Source organism: Citrobacter sp. TBCP-5362 (genome assembly GCF_005406305.1).
GTDB classification, from domain to species: Bacteria; Pseudomonadota; Gammaproteobacteria; order Enterobacterales; family Enterobacteriaceae; genus Citrobacter_B; species Citrobacter_B koseri.
Map to the genome: position 1 here is coordinate 3,879,998 of NZ_CP040234.1, position 19,145 is coordinate 3,899,142.

The 19,145-nt window shown below is 53.2% G+C and carries 14 protein-coding genes; 10 read left to right on the forward strand and 4 right to left on the reverse strand.

Annotation, left to right across the window (positions count from 1 at the left end; all coding sequences use genetic code 11):
• Positions 1-15: 15 nt before the first annotated feature.
• The 3 genes from FD428_RS18475 (at position 16) to FD428_RS18485 (ending at position 3,635) form a co-directional block, all read left to right on the forward strand.
• Positions 16-507, forward strand: a complete 492-nt coding sequence (locus FD428_RS18475; protein ID WP_058668533.1) for a DUF2501 domain-containing protein — start codon at positions 16-18, stop codon at positions 505-507.
• Positions 508-761: 254 nt separating this feature from the next.
• Positions 762-3,053 (forward strand): phosphatidylglycerol--membrane-oligosaccharide glycerophosphotransferase, encoded by a 2,292-nt coding sequence (gene opgB, locus FD428_RS18480; RefSeq protein WP_114847991.1) that lies wholly within the window; start codon positions 762-764, stop codon positions 3,051-3,053.
• Between the two features lie 66 nt (positions 3,054-3,119).
• Positions 3,120-3,635, forward strand: coding sequence for a GNAT family N-acetyltransferase (locus FD428_RS18485; RefSeq protein ID WP_110494705.1), 516 nt, complete (start codon positions 3,120-3,122; stop codon positions 3,633-3,635).
• Between the two features lie 286 nt (positions 3,636-3,921).
• Here the strand turns inward: FD428_RS18485 and tsr are convergent, their stop codons facing one another.
• The gene (tsr, locus tag FD428_RS18490; RefSeq protein WP_012134223.1) at positions 3,922-5,586 is read right to left on the reverse strand and encodes a methyl-accepting chemotaxis protein; all 1,665 of its coding nucleotides are present in this window, start codon (positions 5,584-5,586) and stop codon (positions 3,922-3,924) included.
• 366 nt (positions 5,587-5,952) lie between these two features.
• On the opposite strand from tsr, the gene btsT reads away from it, so the two are divergent.
• The 3 genes from btsT (at position 5,953) to yjiA (ending at position 9,406) form a co-directional block, all read left to right on the forward strand.
• Positions 5,953-8,103 (forward strand): pyruvate/proton symporter BtsT, encoded by a 2,151-nt coding sequence (btsT, locus tag FD428_RS18495; protein WP_047459136.1) that lies wholly within the window; start codon positions 5,953-5,955, stop codon positions 8,101-8,103.
• Between the two features lie 131 nt (positions 8,104-8,234).
• Positions 8,235-8,438: a YbdD/YjiX family protein gene (locus tag FD428_RS18500; RefSeq protein WP_024130742.1), complete on the forward strand. Its 204-nt coding sequence runs from the start codon at positions 8,235-8,237 to the stop codon at positions 8,436-8,438.
• Positions 8,439-8,449: 11 nt separating this feature from the next.
• Complete coding sequence (yjiA, locus tag FD428_RS18505; RefSeq protein WP_024130743.1) at positions 8,450-9,406, forward strand: GTPase; 957 nt, start codon at positions 8,450-8,452, stop codon at positions 9,404-9,406.
• A gap of 117 nt (positions 9,407-9,523) precedes the next feature.
• Here the strand turns inward: yjiA and FD428_RS18510 are convergent, their stop codons facing one another.
• Positions 9,524-10,492, reverse strand: a complete 969-nt coding sequence (locus tag FD428_RS18510; RefSeq protein ID WP_110494706.1) for a hypothetical protein — start codon at positions 10,490-10,492, stop codon at positions 9,524-9,526.
• A 141-nt stretch (positions 10,493-10,633) separates the two neighbouring features.
• Here FD428_RS18510 and hsdR point away from each other — a divergent pair, with 141 nt between their 5' ends.
• The 4 genes from hsdR to symE all read left to right on the forward strand — a co-directional run bounded on the left by hsdR (position 10,634) and on the right by symE (position 16,924).
• On the forward strand, positions 10,634-13,057 hold the full coding sequence (gene hsdR / locus FD428_RS18515; RefSeq protein WP_110494707.1) for an EcoAI/FtnUII family type I restriction enzme subunit R: 2,424 nt from the start codon (positions 10,634-10,636) through the stop codon (positions 13,055-13,057).
• A gap of 75 nt (positions 13,058-13,132) precedes the next feature.
• Complete coding sequence (locus tag FD428_RS18520; RefSeq protein ID WP_114847992.1) at positions 13,133-14,602, forward strand: type I restriction-modification system subunit M; 1,470 nt, start codon at positions 13,133-13,135, stop codon at positions 14,600-14,602.
• The gene (locus tag FD428_RS18525) at positions 14,602-16,365 is read left to right on the forward strand and encodes a restriction endonuclease subunit S (RefSeq protein ID WP_110494709.1); all 1,764 of its coding nucleotides are present in this window, start codon (positions 14,602-14,604) and stop codon (positions 16,363-16,365) included. Before FD428_RS18520 ends, FD428_RS18525 begins: the two co-directional genes overlap by 1 nt.
• A 214-nt stretch (positions 16,366-16,579) precedes the next feature.
• Positions 16,580-16,924, forward strand: coding sequence for an endoribonuclease SymE (symE, locus tag FD428_RS18530; protein ID WP_114847993.1), 345 nt, complete (start codon positions 16,580-16,582; stop codon positions 16,922-16,924).
• Positions 16,925-17,020: 96 nt separating this feature from the next.
• On the opposite strand, the gene FD428_RS18535 is transcribed toward symE, so the two are convergent.
• Together FD428_RS18535 and FD428_RS18540 are read right to left on the reverse strand one after the other, a co-directional pair.
• On the reverse strand, positions 17,021-18,085 hold the full coding sequence (locus FD428_RS18535; protein ID WP_114847994.1) for a DUF2955 domain-containing protein: 1,065 nt from the start codon (positions 18,083-18,085) through the stop codon (positions 17,021-17,023).
• Positions 18,075-19,142 (reverse strand): HlyD family secretion protein, encoded by a 1,068-nt coding sequence (locus FD428_RS18540; protein ID WP_114847995.1) that lies wholly within the window; start codon positions 19,140-19,142, stop codon positions 18,075-18,077. Before FD428_RS18540 ends, FD428_RS18535 begins: the two co-directional genes overlap by 11 nt.
• Between the last annotated feature and the right edge of the window lie 3 nt (positions 19,143-19,145).

The following is a 19,145-nucleotide window of genomic DNA, read 5'->3' on the forward strand; positions in this document are numbered from 1 at the left end:
ACACGAGTCATAACGATGAAAACCACAAAACGTCTTCTGTGCTGCGCGGTTGCCGCCAGCGCGTTTATCGCCACCAGCGCTTTCGCCGCGTCCTGGCAGGATTCTCTCTCCAGCGCCGCCAGCGAACTGAGCAAACAAAGCAGCTCTTCACAGCAGGGCGGCATGTCGCTGTCTTCTCTGACCAGCCTGCTGAATGGCGGCAATCAGGCATTAAGCGCTGATAACATGAACAACGCGGCGGGTATTTTGCAGTATTGCGCGAAACAGAAACTGACTTCCGTTACCGATGCGGAAAACGTTAAAAACCAGGTGCTGGATAAACTGGGACTTGGCGCCGCCGAACAGAAGCAGGACACCAATTATCTGGATGGCATTCAGGGTCTGCTGAATACCCAAAACGGCGAACAGCTTAGCCTGGATAATATTGGCAGCACGCCGCTGGCGGAAAAAGTGAAAACCAAAGCCTGCGACCTGGTGTTAAAACAGGGGATGAACTTCATTTCCTGATGCGCCAACATGCCGCGTTTCAACCGTTTAGCGTTGAGCGCGGCCTGACCTCTCTCTTTCTACTTCTCTCTGTCTCGCCTTCCCCGCATCACGGGAAGTGACGACGATCAAAAAAGCCAGGTTCTAAACCAATTCTTAATCACTGCACATTTTAATGTCACCATAATTGCAGCAATATGACATCGCCATTACATTGTATGTCCTGAAAAGAGATTACGCCGCCTGCCGAATGCGGGTTTATTGAGGATCATCAGTTGTCTGAGTTACTTTCCATCGCCCTGTTTCTCGCGTCCGTGCTGATTTATGCGTGGAAAGCGGGTCGCAACACCTGGTGGTTTGCCGCCATTTTAGCGGTACTTGGGCTTTTTGTTGTCTTAAATATTACGCTCTATGCCAGTGATTACTTTACCGGTGACGGCATTAACGATGCGGTTCTCTACACGCTGACCAACAGCCTGACGGGTGCCGGCGTCAGCAAATATATTCTGCCCGGCGCCGGCATCGTACTTGCGCTGGCCGCCGTATTTGGCGCGTTAGGCTGGGTTCTGCGCAGGCGTCGCCACCATCCTCACCATTTTGGCTACAGCCTGCTGGCGCTCTTACTGGCGCTGGGATCGGTGGATGCCAGCCCGGCATTTCGCCAGATCTCCGAACTGGTCAAATCCCAGTCGCGCGATGGCGACCCGGACTTCCCGGCTTATTACAAAGAACCGTCGAAAACGATCCCGAATCCGCAGCTCAACCTGGTCTATATCTACGGTGAAAGCCTGGAGCGCACCTATTTTGATAACGATGCCTTCCCGGATCTCACGCCGGAACTCGGAGCGCTGAAAAACGAAGGGCTGGATTTCAGCCACACCATGCAATTGCCGGGCACAGATTACACCATCGCCGGAATGGTCGCCTCGCAGTGCGGCATCCCGCTGTTTGCGCCGTTTGAAGGCAACGCGTCGGCTTCCGTATCCAGCTTCTTCCCGCAGAATATCTGCCTGGGCGATATCCTGAAAAACTCCGGCTATCAGAACTATTTTGTGCAGGGCGCAAATCTGCGTTTCGCCGGAAAAGACGTGTTCCTCAAATCCCACGGTTTCGACCATCTGTATGGTGCGGAAGAATTAAAAACCGTGGTGGCTGACCCGAGCTATCGTAACGACTGGGGCTTTTACGACGATACGGTGCTCGACGAGGCATGGAAAAAGTTTGAAGAACTCTCTCGCTCCGGCCAGCGTTTCTCGCTGTTTACGCTGACGGTGGATACTCACCACCCGGACGGGTTTATCTCACGCACCTGTAACCGCAAGCGTTACGACTTCGACGGTAAGCCGAACCAGTCCTTTAGCGCCGTCAGTTGCAGCCAGGAGAACATCGCCGAATTTATCAATAAAATCAAAGCATCGCCGTGGTTTAAAAATACCGTCATCGTGGTTTCCTCCGACCATCTGGCGATGAACAACACCGCGTGGAAGTACCTGAACAAACAGGATCGCAACAACCTGTTCTTCGTGCTGCGCGGCGACCAGCCTCAGCAGGATACGCTGGCGGTGAAACGCAACACGATGGATAACGGCGCGACCGTGCTGGATATTCTGGGCGGGGATAACTTTATCGGCCTGGGGCGCAGCAGCCTCTCCGGTCAGTCGCTGTCGGAAGTCTTCCTGAACAGCAAAGAGAAAATCCTGGCGATGAAGCCGGACATTATTCGCCTGTGGAACTTCCCGAAAGAGATGAAGGATTTTACCGTCGATCGGGATAAAGACATGATCGCTTTCTCAGGGAGCCACTTCCGCCTGCCGCTGCTGTTGCGGGTGTCGGATAAGCGCGTCGAACCGCTGCCGGAAAGTGAATACTCTGCCCCGCTGCGTTTCCAGCTGGCTAATTTTGCCCCGCGCGATAACTTCGTCTGGGTCGATCGCTGCTACAAAATGGCGCAGCTGTGGGCGCCGGAGCTGGCGCTCTCCACCGACTGGTGCGTTTCACAAGGGCAACTGGGCGGGCAACAAAGCATCCAGCACGTCGATAAAGCACAGTGGAAAGGCAAAACGGCGTTTAAAGATACGGTTATCGATATGGAACGTTACAAAGGCAACGTTGATACGTTGAAGATCGTCGATAACGACATTCGTTATAAAGCCGACAGTTTTATCTTTAACGTGGCTGGCGCGCCGGAAGAGGTGAAGCAGTTCAGCGGGATTTCACGACCGGAATCGTGGGGGCGCTGGTCTAATGCGCAACTGGGTAATGAAGTGAAGATTGAATACAACACGCCGTTACCGAAGAAATTCGATCTGGTGATCACCGCCAAAGCCTTTGGCGCGAATGCTAATCGCCCTATTCCTGTTCGCGTAGGCAAGGAAGAACAGACGCTGGTGTTAGAGAACGAAGTCACCACAACAACGCTGCATTTTGATAACCCGTCAAATGCCAGTACGCTGGTGATTGTGCCGCCCGACCCGGTATCGACCAATGAAGGCAATATTCTCGGCCACTCCCCGCGTAAGCTGGGTATCGGGATGGTTGAGATTAAAGTGGTGAATGCCGAAGGCTAATCCTTAGTACAGGCCCGATAACACAACGTTTATCGGGTCTGCGCAATCCACGCTATACTCCCGCGCATGAAGATGACTTTTCGCCCTACCACGCTGGCTGATATCACCGTCATGCCCGCCATTGAACGCTCTGCGGGTCAACGCTTTCGGGACGTGCCTGCGCTGGCATGGATAGCCGACGGCCCTGTTATTTCAGTTGAACAACACCGGGAACACGCCGCAAAAGGATTGAGCTGGCTGGCGCTGGCCGATGAGCGTCCTGTCGGTTTTTTACTGGCCGAAGCGCTGGATTCATCGCTGTTTATCGCCGAGGTGTCTCTGCTGTGTGAATGGCAGGGAAAAGGCATTGGCCGTCAACTGATTGCGTACGTCGCGGAGCAGGCGCGCAGCAGCGGTTTTGATGCGCTGACGCTTACCACCTTTCGGGACGTGGCGTGGAATGCGCCGCTCTATGCGCGAATGGGATTTGTGGTGCTGGATGATGAGAACCTGTCGCCAGGGTTACGTCAAAAGCGAGAGGAAGAAACGGCGCACGGTCTGGCGTATGAATCACGCTGCGCCATGCGCCTGAGGCTGGTCTGAAGCGCCCGATGGCGGCTGTCGCCTTATCGGGCCTACAAGCACCGCATCCATACCGTAGGCCGGATTCATCCGGCAACACAGCAACTCCCTACCCGTAGGCCGGATAAGCGTTAGCGCCATCCGGCATCACAGCAACTCCCTGCCCGTAGGCCGGATAAGCGTTAGCGCCATCCGGCAACACAGCAGCCTCCTACCCGTAGGCCGGATAAGCGCCAGCGCCATCCGGCATCACAGCAGCTCCCTGCCCGTAGGCCGGATAAGCGCCAGCGCCATCCGGCATGACGGCTTAGAAGGTTTCCCAGTTATCACCGCTATCCGCGACGGCTGCTTTACGCGGCAGTACAGACGCAGAAGCCGGTTTCACCGCTGCGGCATCACGCGCACGCTGCTGTTCCTGCTGAATGCGGAATACGGCAACGGCCTGCGTCAAGCGGCTGGCCTGCTCTTCCAGCGCGGCAGCGGCGGCGGCAGACTCTTCCACCAGCGAGGCGTTCTGCTGGGTAACGCGATCCATCTCCGCTACCGCCAGGCCAACCTGGTCGATACCACGGCTTTGCTCATCAGATGCCGAGGCGATTTCCCCCATGATATCGGTCACACGCGTCACCGCGTTCACGATTTCATCCATCGTTTCACCGGCGCTTTCGACCAGCGTTGAGCCCACATCCACACGGCTGACGGAGTCTTCAATCAGGCTCTTGATCTCACGCGCCGCCTGCGCACTGCGTTGCGCCAGGTTGCGAACTTCACCCGCTACCACGGCAAAACCACGACCCTGTTCACCCGCACGCGCCGCTTCTACCGCCGCGTTCAGCGCCAGGATGTTGGTCTGGAAAGCAATACCGTCGATCACACTGATGATGTCGGCAATTTTCTGCGAACTGGAAGCAATATCACGCATCGTTTGCACGACGTTATCCACCACTTTACCGCCTTTCTGCGCGGTTTCAGACGCGCTCAATGCCAGATGGCTGGCCTGACGCGCGTTCTCGGCGTTCTGTTTCACCGTGGCGGTCAGCTCTTCCATGCTGGCGGCGGTCTCTTCCAGAGAGGCGGCCTGCTGTTCAGTACGGGAAGAGAGATCGTTGTTGCCCATCGCGATTTCGCTGGCGCCGCTGTAAATCGCATTCGCGCCGTTACGCACATCACCGACGGTACGAACCAGCTCGCCCTGCATATGACGCAGGCTCTGCGCCAGTTGTCCCATTTCGTTAGAGCCTTCCACATCAATGCGTTTCACCAGATCGCCGTTCGCAATATGACGAATACTTTCGATCAGACGGTTCATCGGCGCGATCAGAGAGAGCTTAATACCGAACCAGACGGCGACGATCACCAGCAGTACAACAATTAACACGCTCGCCAGTACCCACATCGCCTGGCTGTATGAACGGTTATTATCTTCTACCGCAATGTCATACAGACGATCGTTCTGCTGCATGTAGTTAACATACTGCTTCTCAAAACCGTCCTGATAACCCTGAGTCGGCTGATCGAAGAAGTCGTTGATCTTACCTGCGCCCAACAGCTGGATCAGCTCCGCCAGCGCATTGTGGTAGATATCGTAGTTACGCTTGATCTCCACTGCCGCCGTTTCACTCTGGCGCGGATCGCGAGGCAACGCCTCGTACTCAGCCCAGTGTTTTTCCGCCAGTTTCAGAGAGGTCGTCGCAATTTGCATCAGATCGGTAACGGTCGCGCCGCTGCCAATATTGTTCTGATCCATCATGTAACGGATACCCGCCCGGTTCAGGGTGTTTCGCGTTTGCAGCAGCGCAACCCAGCTGGCGTTCAGCGTGGACTGTTGCTGACGAATGGTTTGCAGAACGGTGAAGTTCTCTTTGTCATTCTTCAATGAGTTAAAGAACAAACCGCCTGAGGTGAGTTGTAAAAGGCCAAATATTGCCAGGACCAGCAGCAAGCTGGTCACAATCTTGATTCGTTTTAACATGTTTTCTCTTTCCGCTAGACAGATACCAGAATTTTCGGCCTGGAAAGGGAAAACTTTACCGAATTCGTACTGGTTGGGACGATATCAGCACGAATGATTCTCCGTTCACGATCGACGAAAAAGAAATGCTGGATTTTAATTAGTGATCTCAATCACATAAATGACCGCATCCCGCCGTCGGAAAAACCACTCACTGACACTCCTGACCGCTTAAGCCCACATATAACCACTCACTTATTTACCTTACTTTACGCGCGCGTATCTCTGGCAGGATCACCTCAGCATAGCAGTCAATTTACCTCCTCAAACACAGACTCAAACCCAACGGCTTCGGCCAATTATTAATCTTAAAAACCAGGTTTTACTATGGATACGAAAAAGATATTCAAGCACATACCCTGGGTGATTCTTGGAATCATCGGTGCATTCTGCCTCTCGGTCGTCGCCTTACGCAGAGGTGAGCACGTCAGCGCCCTGTGGATCGTGGTCGCTTCCGTCTCTGTTTATCTGGTGGCTTATCGCTACTACAGCCTGTACATCGCCCAGAAGGTGATGAAACTCGACCCAACGCGTGCTACGCCTGCGGTCATTAATAACGACGGCCTGAACTACGTCCCGACAAACCGTTACGTACTGTTTGGTCACCACTTTGCCGCTATCGCTGGCGCCGGTCCGCTGGTCGGCCCGGTTCTGGCCGCGCAAATGGGCTACCTGCCGGGTACGCTGTGGCTGCTGGCGGGCGTAGTGCTGGCCGGTGCGGTACAGGACTTCATGGTGCTGTTTATCTCTTCCCGCCGTAACGGCGCGTCTCTCGGTGAGATGATCAAAGAAGAGATGGGCCCGGTGCCGGGCACCATCGCCCTGTTTGGCTGCTTCTTAATCATGATCATCATCCTCGCGGTACTGGCGCTGATCGTGGTAAAAGCGCTGGCCGAAAGCCCGTGGGGCGTCTTCACCGTTTGCTCAACCGTACCTATCGCGCTGTTTATGGGAATCTACATGCGCTTCCTGCGTCCGGGACGTGTGGGTGAAGTCTCCGTTATTGGCATCGTGCTGCTGGTTGCTTCTATTTACTTCGGCGGCGTGATTGCGCACGACCCCTACTGGGGCCCGGCGCTGACCTTTAAAGACACCACCATTACCTTCGCGCTGATCGGTTACGCGTTTATTTCCGCACTGCTGCCGGTATGGCTGATCCTCGCCCCGCGCGACTATCTGGCAACCTTCCTGAAAATCGGCGTTATCGTCGGTCTGGCGCTGGGGATTCTGATCCTCAACCCAGAGCTGAAAATGCCAGCGATGACCCAGTACATTGACGGTACCGGCCCGCTGTGGAAAGGCGCGCTGTTCCCGTTCCTGTTCATCACCATCGCCTGTGGCGCGGTATCTGGCTTCCACGCGCTGATCTCTTCCGGTACGACGCCGAAACTGCTGGCTTGTGAAACCGACGCGCGTTTCATCGGCTATGGCGCAATGCTGATGGAGTCCTTCGTGGCGATCATGGCGCTGGTTGCGGCGTCTATCATCGAACCGGGTCTCTACTTCGCGATGAACACCCCACCGGCGGGCCTCGGTATCACCATGCCGAACCTGCACGAAATGGGTGGCGAGAACGCGCCGCTGATTATGGCGCAGCTGAAAGACGTCACCGCGCACGCGGCGGCAACCGTCAGCTCCTGGGGCTTTGTAATTTCGCCTGAGCAGATCCTGCAAACCGCGAAAGACATCGGCGAACCGTCGGTACTGAACCGCGCAGGTGGCGCACCGACGCTGGCGGTCGGTATCGCTCACGTATTCCACAAAGTGTTGCCGATGGCTGACATGGGCTTCTGGTATCACTTCGGTATTCTGTTCGAAGCGCTGTTCATCCTGACCGCGCTGGATGCAGGCACCCGCTCCGGCCGCTTTATGTTGCAGGATCTGCTGGGTAACTTCGTCCCGTTCCTGAAGAAAACCGACTCTCTGGTTGCTGGCGTCATCGGTACTGCGGGTTGCGTCGGTCTGTGGGGCTACCTGCTGTATCAGGGCGTGGTTGATCCGCTGGGCGGCGTTAAGAGCCTGTGGCCGCTGTTCGGTATCTCCAACCAGATGCTGGCCGCCGTGGCGCTGGTTCTGGGTACCGTGGTACTGGTTAAAATGCAGCGCACCAAATACATCTGGGTTACCGTTATCCCGGCAGTATGGCTGCTGATCTGCACCACCTGGGCGCTGGGTCTGAAACTGTTCAGCACCAACCCGCAGATGGAAGGCTTCTTCTACATGGCTAACCAGTACAAAGAGAAGATTGCCAACGGCAGCGAACTGACCGCGCAGCAAATTGCCAATATGAACCACATCGTCGTGAACAACTACACCAACGCAGGCCTGAGTATTCTGTTCCTGGTGGTAGTGTACAGCATCATCTTCTATGGGTTCCGTACCTGGCAGAAAGCCCGCACCATCAACGGTCGTACCGATAAAGAGACGCCGTATGTACCGGTGCCGGAAGGCGGCGTGAAGACCTCTTCACACCATTAATCGGATGCCGGGTGGCGCTACGCTTACCCGGCCTACAAAATGCAGTTAACGTAGGCCGGATAAGGCGCAAGCCGCCATCCGGCAAAACCAACGCCCGGTTCGCTGGGCTTTATTCATATCTGGATGAGAAAATGTTTGGTAACTTAGGTCAGGCAAAAAAATATCTCGGCCAGGCGGCGAAGATGTTGATTGGCATTCCAGACTACGACAACTATGTCGAGCATATGCAAACCAACCATCCAGACAAGCCGTACATGAGCTATGAAGAATTCTTCCGCGAGCGCCAGCAGGCACGTTACGGCGGCGACGGAAAAGGCGGCATGCGCTGCTGTTAATGGAGGCACTGATGACCCCGATTGCAGTTACCCTACTCACCGGTTTTCTCGGCGCGGGTAAAACCACCCTGCTGCGCCACATTCTTAACGAAAAACACGGCTACAAGATTGCCGTTATCGAAAACGAATTCGGCGAAGTTTCCGTTGACGATCAGTTGATTGGCGATCGCGCTACCCAGATCAAAACCCTGACTAACGGCTGCATTTGCTGCACCCGCTCAAGTGAACTGGAAGACGCGCTGTTAGACCTGCTAGACAACCTCGACCAGGGCAACATCCATTTCGACCGTCTGGTGATTGAGTGCACCGGCATGGCCGACCCCGGCCCGATTATTCAGACCTTTTTCTCCCATGACGTGATTTGCCAGCGCTACCTGCTGGACGGCGTGATTTCGCTGGTCGATGCGGTACACGCCGACGAGCAGATGAACCAGTTCACCATCGCCCAGTCGCAGGTCGGTTATGCCGACCGCATCCTGCTGACCAAAACCGACGTGGCGGGAGTTAGCGAAAAACTGCGTGAACGCTTAGCGCGCATCAACGCCCGCGCCCCGGTTTACACCGTCACGCACGGCGATATCGACCTCTCCCTGTTGTTCGACACCAACGGCTTTATGCTGGAGGAGAACGTGGTCAGCGCCACACCGCGCTTCCACTTTATCGCCGACAAACAAAACGATATCTCATCAATTGTGGTGGAGCTGGATTATCCGGTAGACATCAGCGACGTTTCCCGCGTCATGGAAAACCTGCTGCTGGAGTCCGCCGAGAAACTGTTGCGCTACAAAGGAATGCTATGGATTGAAGGCGAACCGAACCGCCTGCTGTTCCAGGGCGTCCAGCGCCTGTACAGCGCCGACTGGGACCGCCCGTGGGGCGACGAACAGCCGCACAGCACGCTGGTGTTTATCGGTATTCAACTGCCGGAAGACGAGATCAGAGCCGCATTTGCGGGGTTGAAGAAGTAATGCGTATCAGGGCCATCACGGGATGATGGCCCCTGCTGAGCTGATAAGAAACACCCCATTCGCCGTTGTCGTACTCTTCCCATCACCAGCACACCACCACATAAGGATAAATACAAGCTACCTTAACCACGAGGGTATATTATATTCCGGCAAAGGTTCTACAATATAAGAATCTCTCCTGTCACTCCCTTTTTTGCAGGTAAGCTCATAGAACCCCCATTTTTCATTTTTATCTGAATAAAAGACTGTATATTTATTAGTATTAAAACCAAAATACTTTTCGTTTTTATTCTTAATTTTTAGCTCACCACATTTTGCTTCATCACGCCATTCATAGTTGATGGTCTTTTTTAGCACAAAATAAGCGGCATCACCGATCAGCATAGGAACAAGCAGAAACAAAAATATTGACATGATAAAAGCACCCGTTAATGTAAAGATTCGATACCCTTTTGCTTTATCACCGTAACGCAGAAATAGCCCATAGCAAATAGGTTGTGATAACCACAAGAAAAACATAAGAAATGCGGTGGCTTTCCAACAATATTCTAACCACGGAGAAGAGGATAGCGCCAGATTACTAATTTGCCAGAAAATGCTGGCAGAGTAACTACTAGTAAAAGCAAAAATACCTGAAAATGCGGTAACAGCCAGGCCGATTACCTTAAGGGTTTTTGCTGTATTATTTCTGGCAAGATCTAAAACAGTCAAAATGCTACTAATGAGGATAGAGACTGAAAATAAAATTGCTAACCAATACGTTATGGTGTTAACAAACACATTAGCAGACAACAACAAAAGCAAAAAAATTGACCATGCAGTTAGCGATAGAATACCAGCAAACCGAGTCAATAAATGGTTATTGTCTGTACGTATAAAGAAACTAATATATTCCCTGACTCGATTTTCTTGAGTACAGGAGAATATCAGAATAGATATAAAAAGAAATGCAACCAGGTAACTTTTTAAAGGAAACTTATAGGGAATTAAATAGATTGCGATCATGCCGTAGACAACCACCGCAGAGTCTAATTTTTTCTGTTTAAAATGTTTAAGAAAGGATCTCCAAATATTAATAACTTCCATATTAAAACCTTATATGTTGGGTACAAAATTCACGAATTCATCTAAAACAGAGACTTAACACCAATAATGCACATAGCGTGTAATGATTTCATCTGATTTTTTGTGTAGAATTCGCGCATCGCTATTTGATGAGAATCCCCAATGGCTGACCTGAACCTGAGTACCCTGACGGAAGCAGACATCATCACCAAACGCGTTATGCCCGCCATCCTTGATGCTGGCTGGAACGACACAACGCAAATCAGACAAGAGGTCAAACTCCGGGACGGTAAGGTCATTGTGCGCGGCAAAGTCGCGGCGCGCAGAACGGTGAAATCTGCCGATATCGTGCTGTATCACAAATTAAACATGCCACTGGCGGTGATCGAAGCCAAAGCCAATAAACATGAAATCGGCAAAGGCATGCAGCAGGCACTGGGTTATGCCCACCTGCTGGACGTTCCCTTTGCGTTTGCTTCTAACGGCGATGGCTTTATCTTCCACGATAAAACGGCAATCGGCGCGATTGAGCGAGAAATTACCCTCGACGAATTCCCAACGCCTGACGAATTGTGGCAAAAATACTGCGTCTGGAAAGGTTACACCGAAACTCAGCTTCCGGTTATTACCCAGGACTACTACGATGACGGCAGTGGCAAAGCGCCGCGCTACTATCAGCTACAGGCCATCAATAAAACGATTGAAGCGGTCTCTGCCGGGCAGAACCGCGTTCTGCTGGTGATGGCGACCGGGACGGGGAAAACCTACACCGCCTTCCAGATTATCTGGCGCTTATGGAAAGCTAAAAGTAAGAAGCGGATCCTGTTCCTCGCCGATCGCAACATTCTGGTCGATCAGACCAAAAATAATGACTTCCTGCCGTTTGGCACGGCGATGACCAAGGTCACCGGGCGCACCATCGACCCGGCATTTGAAATCCATCTCGCGCTGTACCAGGCCATCACCGGCCCGGAAGAAGATCAAAAAGCCTTTAAACAGGTAGCCCCGGATTTCTTCGACCTGATTGTGATCGACGAATGCCATCGCGGCAGCGCTTCGGAAGACAGTGCCTGGCGCGAAATCCTCGACTATTTCAGCGCCGCCACGCAGATTGGCTTAACCGCCACGCCGAAAGAGACTCATGAAGTCTCCAGCACCGATTACTTCGGCGACCCGGTGTATATCTACTCGCTCAAAGAAGGCATCGAGGACGGCTTCCTTGCCCCTTATAAAGTGGTGCGCGTCGATATCGACGTCGACCTCCAGGGCTGGCGCCCGACCAAAGGCCAGGCGGATAAAAACGGCGAGCTGATTGACGACCGCATCTACAACCAGAAAGATTTTGATCGCACGATGGTGATTGATGAGCGCACCGAACTGGTGGCCAAAACCATTACCGATTACCTCAAACGCACCAACCCGATGGATAAAACCATCATCTTCTGTAACGACATCGATCACGCGGAGCGGATGCGCCGCGCGCTGGTCAATCTCAACCCGGAACAGGTGAAAAAGAACGACAAGTACGTGATGAAAATCACCGGCGATGACGACATCGGCAAAGCCCAACTGGATAACTTTATTAACCCCAAAAAAGCCTATCCGGTTATCGCCACCACCTCCGAACTGATGACCACCGGCGTGGATGCCAAAACCTGCAAACTGGTGGTGCTGGACCAAAACATTCAGTCGATGACTAAATTCAAGCAGATCATCGGTCGCGGCACCCGCATCGATGAACGCTACGGCAAGCTATGGTTCACCATCCTCGACTTCAAAAAGGCTACCGAACTGTTCGCCGACGAGCGCTTCGACGGCATCCCGGAAAAGGTGATGGATACCACGCCGGAAGATATCGCCGACCCGGAGTCTGATTTTGAAGAGCTGTTCGACGAGCACGAGGAAGAAGCCGAAGACGACATCATCGGTGCCAATGAAGATCCCGCGCCGTATACCGTCACCGGTTCAGATGATGTCGGCCTGCTGCCGGAAGACGACGAGAACAAAGTGCGGAAGTTCCACGTCAACGGCGTGGCCGTCGGCGTGATCGCCCAGCGCGTGCAGTATTACGATGCCGACGGCAAGCTGGTCACCGAATCCTTTAAAGACTACACCCGCAAAACGCTGCTCAAAGAGTACGCCTCGCTGGATGATTTCACCCGCAAATGGCTGGACGCTGAGCGCAAAGAGGCCATCATCAAGGAGCTGGAACAACAAGGCATCATCTGGGAAGTGCTGGCGGAAGAGGTCGGTAAAGACCTCGACCCGTTCGACATGCTGTGCCACGTGGTGTATGGTCAGCCGCCGTTAACCCGCAAAGAGCGGGCGGAGAACGTGCGTAAGCGCAACTACTTCACCAAATACTCCGACGCCGCGCAGACGGTGCTGAATACGCTGCTGGATAAATACGCCGACGCAGGCGTGCAGGAAATAGAGAGTATTCAGGTACTGAAGCTTAAGCCGTTCGACAGCATGGGTACGCTGCCGGAGATCATTAAAAGCGGATTCGGCGACCGTAACGGGTATAATCAGGCCATCAGCGAGCTGGAGAGCGAAATCTACCACTTACCGCCCCGCTCCGCGTAACCACTCCCCCTTTTGCGCCTTCTGCTGCCACCGCGTAGCAGAAGGCCTTATTGTTAATGAAACATGGAACACATCATGTCAATCAGCTCGGTTATCAAATCATTACAGGACATTATGCGCAAAGACGCCGGCGTGGACGGCGATGCGCAGCGCCTCGGCCAGCTCTCCTGGCTGCTGTTTCTGAAAATCTTTGACGCCCAGGAAGAGGCGCTCGAACTGGAGCAGGATAACTATCAGTATCCGATCCCGCAGCGCTACCTGTGGCGCACCTGGGCGGCGAACGCCGAGGGCATTACCGGCGATTCCCTGCTGGAATTCGTCAACGATGACCTGTTCCCGGCGCTGAAAAACCTCACCGCGCCCATCGATAAAAACCCCCGCGGCTTTGTGGTCAGACAGGCGTTCAGCGATGCCTATAACTACATGAAAAACGGCACCCTGCTGCGTCAGGTGATCAACAAGCTGAACGAAATCGACTTTACCAGCGCCAGCGAGCGCCACCTGTTCGGCGACATTTACGAACAGATCCTCAAAGATCTGCAATCGGCGGGCAATGCCGGTGAATTCTATACCCCGCGCGCCGTCACCCGCTTTATGGTCGATCGCGTCGATCCGAAGCTCGGCGAGTCGATTATGGACCCGGCCTGCGGCACCGGCGGCTTCCTCGCCTGCGCGTTCGATCACGTAAAAAACAACTACGTGAAGAGCGTGGCCGATCACCAGACGCTGCAACAGCAGATCCACGGCGTGGAGAAAAAGCAGCTCCCGCACCTGCTGGCGACCACCAATATGCTGCTGCACGGTATCGAAGTGCCGGTGCAAATTCGTCACGACAACACCCTCAACAAGCCGCTGTCGTCGTGGGATGAACAGTTGGATGTCATCGTCACCAACCCGCCGTTCGGCGGCACCGAAGAAGACGGCATCGAGAAGAACTTCCCGGCAGAGATGCAGACCCGCGAGACGGCGGATCTGTTCCTGCAATTGATTATTGAAGTGCTGGCGAAAAACGGCCGCGCGGCGGTGGTGCTGCCGGACGGCACGCTGTTTGGCGAAGGCGTGAAAACCAAAATCAAAAAGCTGCTCACCGAGGAGTGCAACCTGCACACCATCGTGCGTCTGCCGAACGGCGTGTTTAACCCGTACACCGGGATCAAAACCAACCTGCTGTTCTTTACCAAAGGCCAGCCGACCAAAGACATCTGGTTCTACGAGCATCCGTACCCGGCGGGCGTGAAGAACTACAGCAAAACCAAGCCGATGAAGTTTGAAGAATTCCAGGCCGAGATCGACTGGTGGGGCAACGAAGCCGATGGCTTCGTCAGCCGCGTCGAGAACGAACAGGCGTGGAAGGTCAGCATCGATGAGGTGATTGCCCGCAACTTTAACCTCGATATCAAGAACCCGCACCAGGCGGAAACCGTCAGCCACGATCCGGATGAACTGCTCACACAGTACGCAAAGCAGCAGGAAGAAATCCAGACTCTGCGCCACCAGTTGCGCGATATCCTCGGCCCGGCGCTCTCCGGTAAGGAGGCCAACTGATGGCGGTGGAAAAACTGATTGTCGACCATATCGACACCTGGACCACGGCGCTACAAACCCGCTCCACCGCCGGGCGCGGCAGCTCGGGTAAGATTGACCTGTACGGCATTAAGAAGCTGCGCGAGCTGATTCTGGAGCTGGCGGTGCGCGGCAAGCTGGTGCCGCAGGATCCGAACGACGAACCGGCGTCTGAATTGCTGAAACGCATTGCGGCGGAAAAAGCCGAGCTGGTGAAGCAGGGGAAAATTAAAAAGCAGAAGCCGCTGCCGGAGATTAGCGAGGAAGAGAAGCCGTTTGAGCTGCCTGCGGGGTGGGAATGGGTTGCATTACAAGAAATATGTTCATTAGAAAATGGTGACAGAAGTAAAAACTATCCGAATAAGTCAACACTAGTAGAGACAGGAATACCATTTGTCAACGCAGGTCATCTTGAAAATGGAAATATACGACAAGAAGACATGACATTCATTACACCAGAACATTTTAGCATTCTCCGTTCAGGAAAATTCCTCAATGGTGATATTTTATTTTGTCTTAGAGGTTCTCTAGGTAAATCAGCAATTGTACAAAACCTATCAGGAGCAATTGCTTCATCACTAGTAATCGTTCGTGTTTTTAAGCCTACATTTAATAAATATATTCATTTATATTTCGATGCGCCATTATCTTATGATTTTATAAATAAATATGATAATGGAACAGCCCAACCTAATCTGGCAGCTACAGATTTAGCTCGTTTTTTAGTTCCATTACCACCACTAGATGAGCAGTCTCGCATTGTTAATAAAATTACGGAGCTAATGACACTCTGCGACCAACTGGAACAGCACTCCCTGACCAGTCTGGACACCCATCAACAGCTGGTTGAAACCCTGCTAACCACGCTAACCGGCAGCCAGAACGCCGAGGAACTGGCCGAAAACTGGGCGCGTATCAGCGAGCATTTCGATACGCTGTTTACCACCGAAGCCAGCATTGACGCCTTAAAACAGACCATTCTGCAACTGGCGGTGATGGGCAAACTGGTGCCGCAGGATCCGAACGATGAACCGGCTTCTGAACTGCTCAAACGTATTGCGCAGGAAAAAGCACAGCTGATAAAAGACGGGAAAATTAAAAAACAAAAACCGTTGCCGCCGATTAGTGATGAGGAAAAACCTTTTGAACTGCCGGATGGTTGGGAATGGTGTCGAATAAGCGATATTTCAACAGTAGGTACAGGAGCAACACCTTCACGTGATGAGCCTAAATATTGGCTGGATGGTGAAATTAATTGGGTGACCAGTGGTGAAACCAGTAAACCATTTATTAAAACCACAAGTGAGTGCGTTACAAAAAAAGCGATTAATGATACTAATGTTTCGATATATCCACCAGGAACCCTCATTATTGCCATGTATGGCCAAGGTAAAACCAGAGGCCAAATTACAGAATTATTAATAAATGCAGGCACAAACCAAGCATGTGCGGCAATCCAATTAATCGCAAATGAAGATAGCCATCGTAAATTTATAAAAATTTTCTTTGAAAAATCATATGATGACTTGAGAGCATTAGCATCTGGTGGTGCTCAGCCCAATTTGAACGTCGCAAAGATTTCTCAAACGGTTATTCCACTACCGCCGGAGCACGAACAAGCAAGAGTGGTATTGGCTGTTAATTCTTTATTGAATTTATGTAGTTCATTAAGAAAACATATCCAATCCGCCCAACAAACCCAGCTCCACCTGGCCGACGCCCTCACCGACGCAGCCATAAATTAACCCGCCTCAGAAACCAATAAAGCGGCTAAATAGCCGCTTTATTCCCATCACCAGAAATAATTCATCCCCGCATCCACGCCGTTATTTTCATTTATTTTCAGCTGGACTTTCCTTCTATTCCCTGATGATATGTACAGGTATTTATCGCAAGACGCCCGTGCTGCAACACGAGCGCCTCGCTAATCACAATCACTATTCACAGGAAATAGCCATCATGACTACCCCGCATTCTATTGCAGAATTCAACGATCCAGAAGTCTCCCCGGCAAACAATCGTCTGGGCACCGTCAGTTATGCGAGCCGCTACCCGGATTACACCCGTATTCCCGCCATTACCCTGAAAGGCCAGTGGCTGGAAGCCGCCGGTTTTACCACCGGCAGCAAAATGGATATCAAGGTGATGGCAGGCTGTATTGTGCTGACGACAAAGCAGTCGGAGCCTGAAGAACCGGCGTTATTGCAGTCGCTGCGTCGGGTGTGCAAACTGTCCGCGCATAAGCAACAGCAGGTGCAGGAGTTTATCGACGTAATTTCGGCGAAGCCTACCAGGCAGAAATAACCGCCCGAATGCCCGGTGGCGCTGCGCTTACCGGGCCTACAAATCAACTACGTAGGCCGGATAAGGCGCAGCCGCCATCCGGCACTTACTCCACACTCACTCGGTAATTACAAACCGTGTCGCAGCAAAGCAGTTCAACACCCGGTGGACCAGAAACACCATCGTCAGCGTCGCCACCAGCGCGACGGTGACGGAGGTGATGCGGTACAGATCGCTGAATACCAGGTCCTGATCCGGGTGCAGGTTCTGGCCGAACATAATGCCGATGGTGGTGATACTGGCAAAACCGACGCCCGCGCCAACCTTTTCCATCACATGCAGACGAGCACTAAAGGCCAGCCCAAGGCCGATCAGCGGCATCATCAGCAGCATATGGTTGCTGAAGTCATAAATGAGCAGTTGCACCAGCAGAATATACAGGCAGGCCAGCACCACGCCGACGACGCGCCAGATAGAGCTGATCACCGCGCCACGATAATGCATCGGAAACAAAATCAAAATTCCCGCCATCAGCGCCGACAACGAATCGCTCAAATCACAGATCTGGAAAATCACAAAGATCATCGTCGCCACGGTGCCGGAAAGCAGCGATTCATGGCGAATACGGGCATCATCCTTCTCAATACGCGGCGGCGGCTGACGCGGTTCGACATCCGGGATCAGATAGTGCAGCAGCGCGCTCAGGGCTACTGCCATCACGCAGGCCTCCATATTGGAGAACATCAGCGTGTGCCAGTTGGTGCCAGGGTAACTCATAAAGTTGAGCATCGTGCTCTGGCACACCACGCCCATCGACCCCAGCAAAAACAGCGGCCCCTTGCTCATAAAACGAAAGCGCATCACGTACAGGCCAAACACCACCAGCGTCATAATTACCGGCCACTGCGAGAGATAGCCGACAATCAACACCATTTCAACGCAGTTCACCGCCGCGCTGAATACAAACTGACGAGCCACATGGCGGTTAAACACCGGCACCAGCGACAACAGCATCAGCGGATAAACCACAAAAAAGACGCCGTACTGCACGTTGTAAAAGGTCGAGATACTCAGCGCTATCGTCCCGGCAACGGAAATACGCACGGTCTGGCGAAAATCATTGGCGGTGTAGACAATATTCCCGTGCGGCGTAAAGACGTGGGCCAGGGTGTTAATAGACATAGTGAAGCCAGCTTACCAGGTGGATCTGCGCCCCTGCAAAGGTGCGGGCAAACATCCCTTCGCTGTTATACAACTGCACCGTAGCGCGAGCGCCGGTCGGCAGGGGTTTCTCTAGCGGGGTATCCAACGTAACGTGAATGCGCATACGCTGGGCATCGCGCACCCAGCGCGTCGACTGTTCCGGCTGCGACAGCTGTCCGTTAACCGCTTCCTGCCCGGCCAGAATCCCGGCGTCGCTGCTGGTCACATGCGCAGGAAACACTTTGCCCGGCATGGCGTCAAACACCACTGCGGCATCGGTATTTACGCGGGTGTGACGCAGGCTTTTCTCACGAAAATCGGCCACAATATCGGTCTGGTTACTGACCAGCGCCATCAAAGGCGTGGCAGCGGTGGCGTAAAGCCCAGGGTTGAGCTGGAGATTGCTCACCGTCCCGTCGGTTTCCGCCCGCACCTTCGTCCAGCCCAGGTTCAGCTGTGCCTCTTCCAGCGCATTGCGGTATTTTTGCAGCGTCACATTGCGACTGTCGTCGCGTTCACCGCGCTGGATCAGCAGGTTCTGGATACTGGCATTCAGCGCCGCCACCGACTGCTCGCTGGTCTGCCAGGTGGTGCGCACTTTATCCAGATCCGACTGCGAAACATTCTGCATCGCGCTCAGCCGCTGATAGCGGTCAAACGTGAGCTTATCGTTGCGGGCAGTGTATTGCGCGGTGCGCAGGTTGGCGCGCGCAGAGGCGATCTGCGCATCCAGCTGTTGGTTGCTCAGCTTCGCCTGCTCAAAGGCAATCTGTGCGGCCTCAACTTTATTGATAAACGGCGTTGGGTCCAGTTCATACAACAGGTCGCCCTTTTTCACCTGGCTATTGTTGCGTACGTAGACGTGAGAGACATAGCCGGAGACGCGCGAGGAGACCGGCGTCACCACACGCATCACGGTGGAATCCGGCGTCAGCGGGATCCAGATATCGGCAACAATAAACCAGGCGAATATTGCAAGGAAAGCGGCAATACTCACCCTTACCCAACGGGCAAATTTTTGTTCTGGGGTCATCATAGT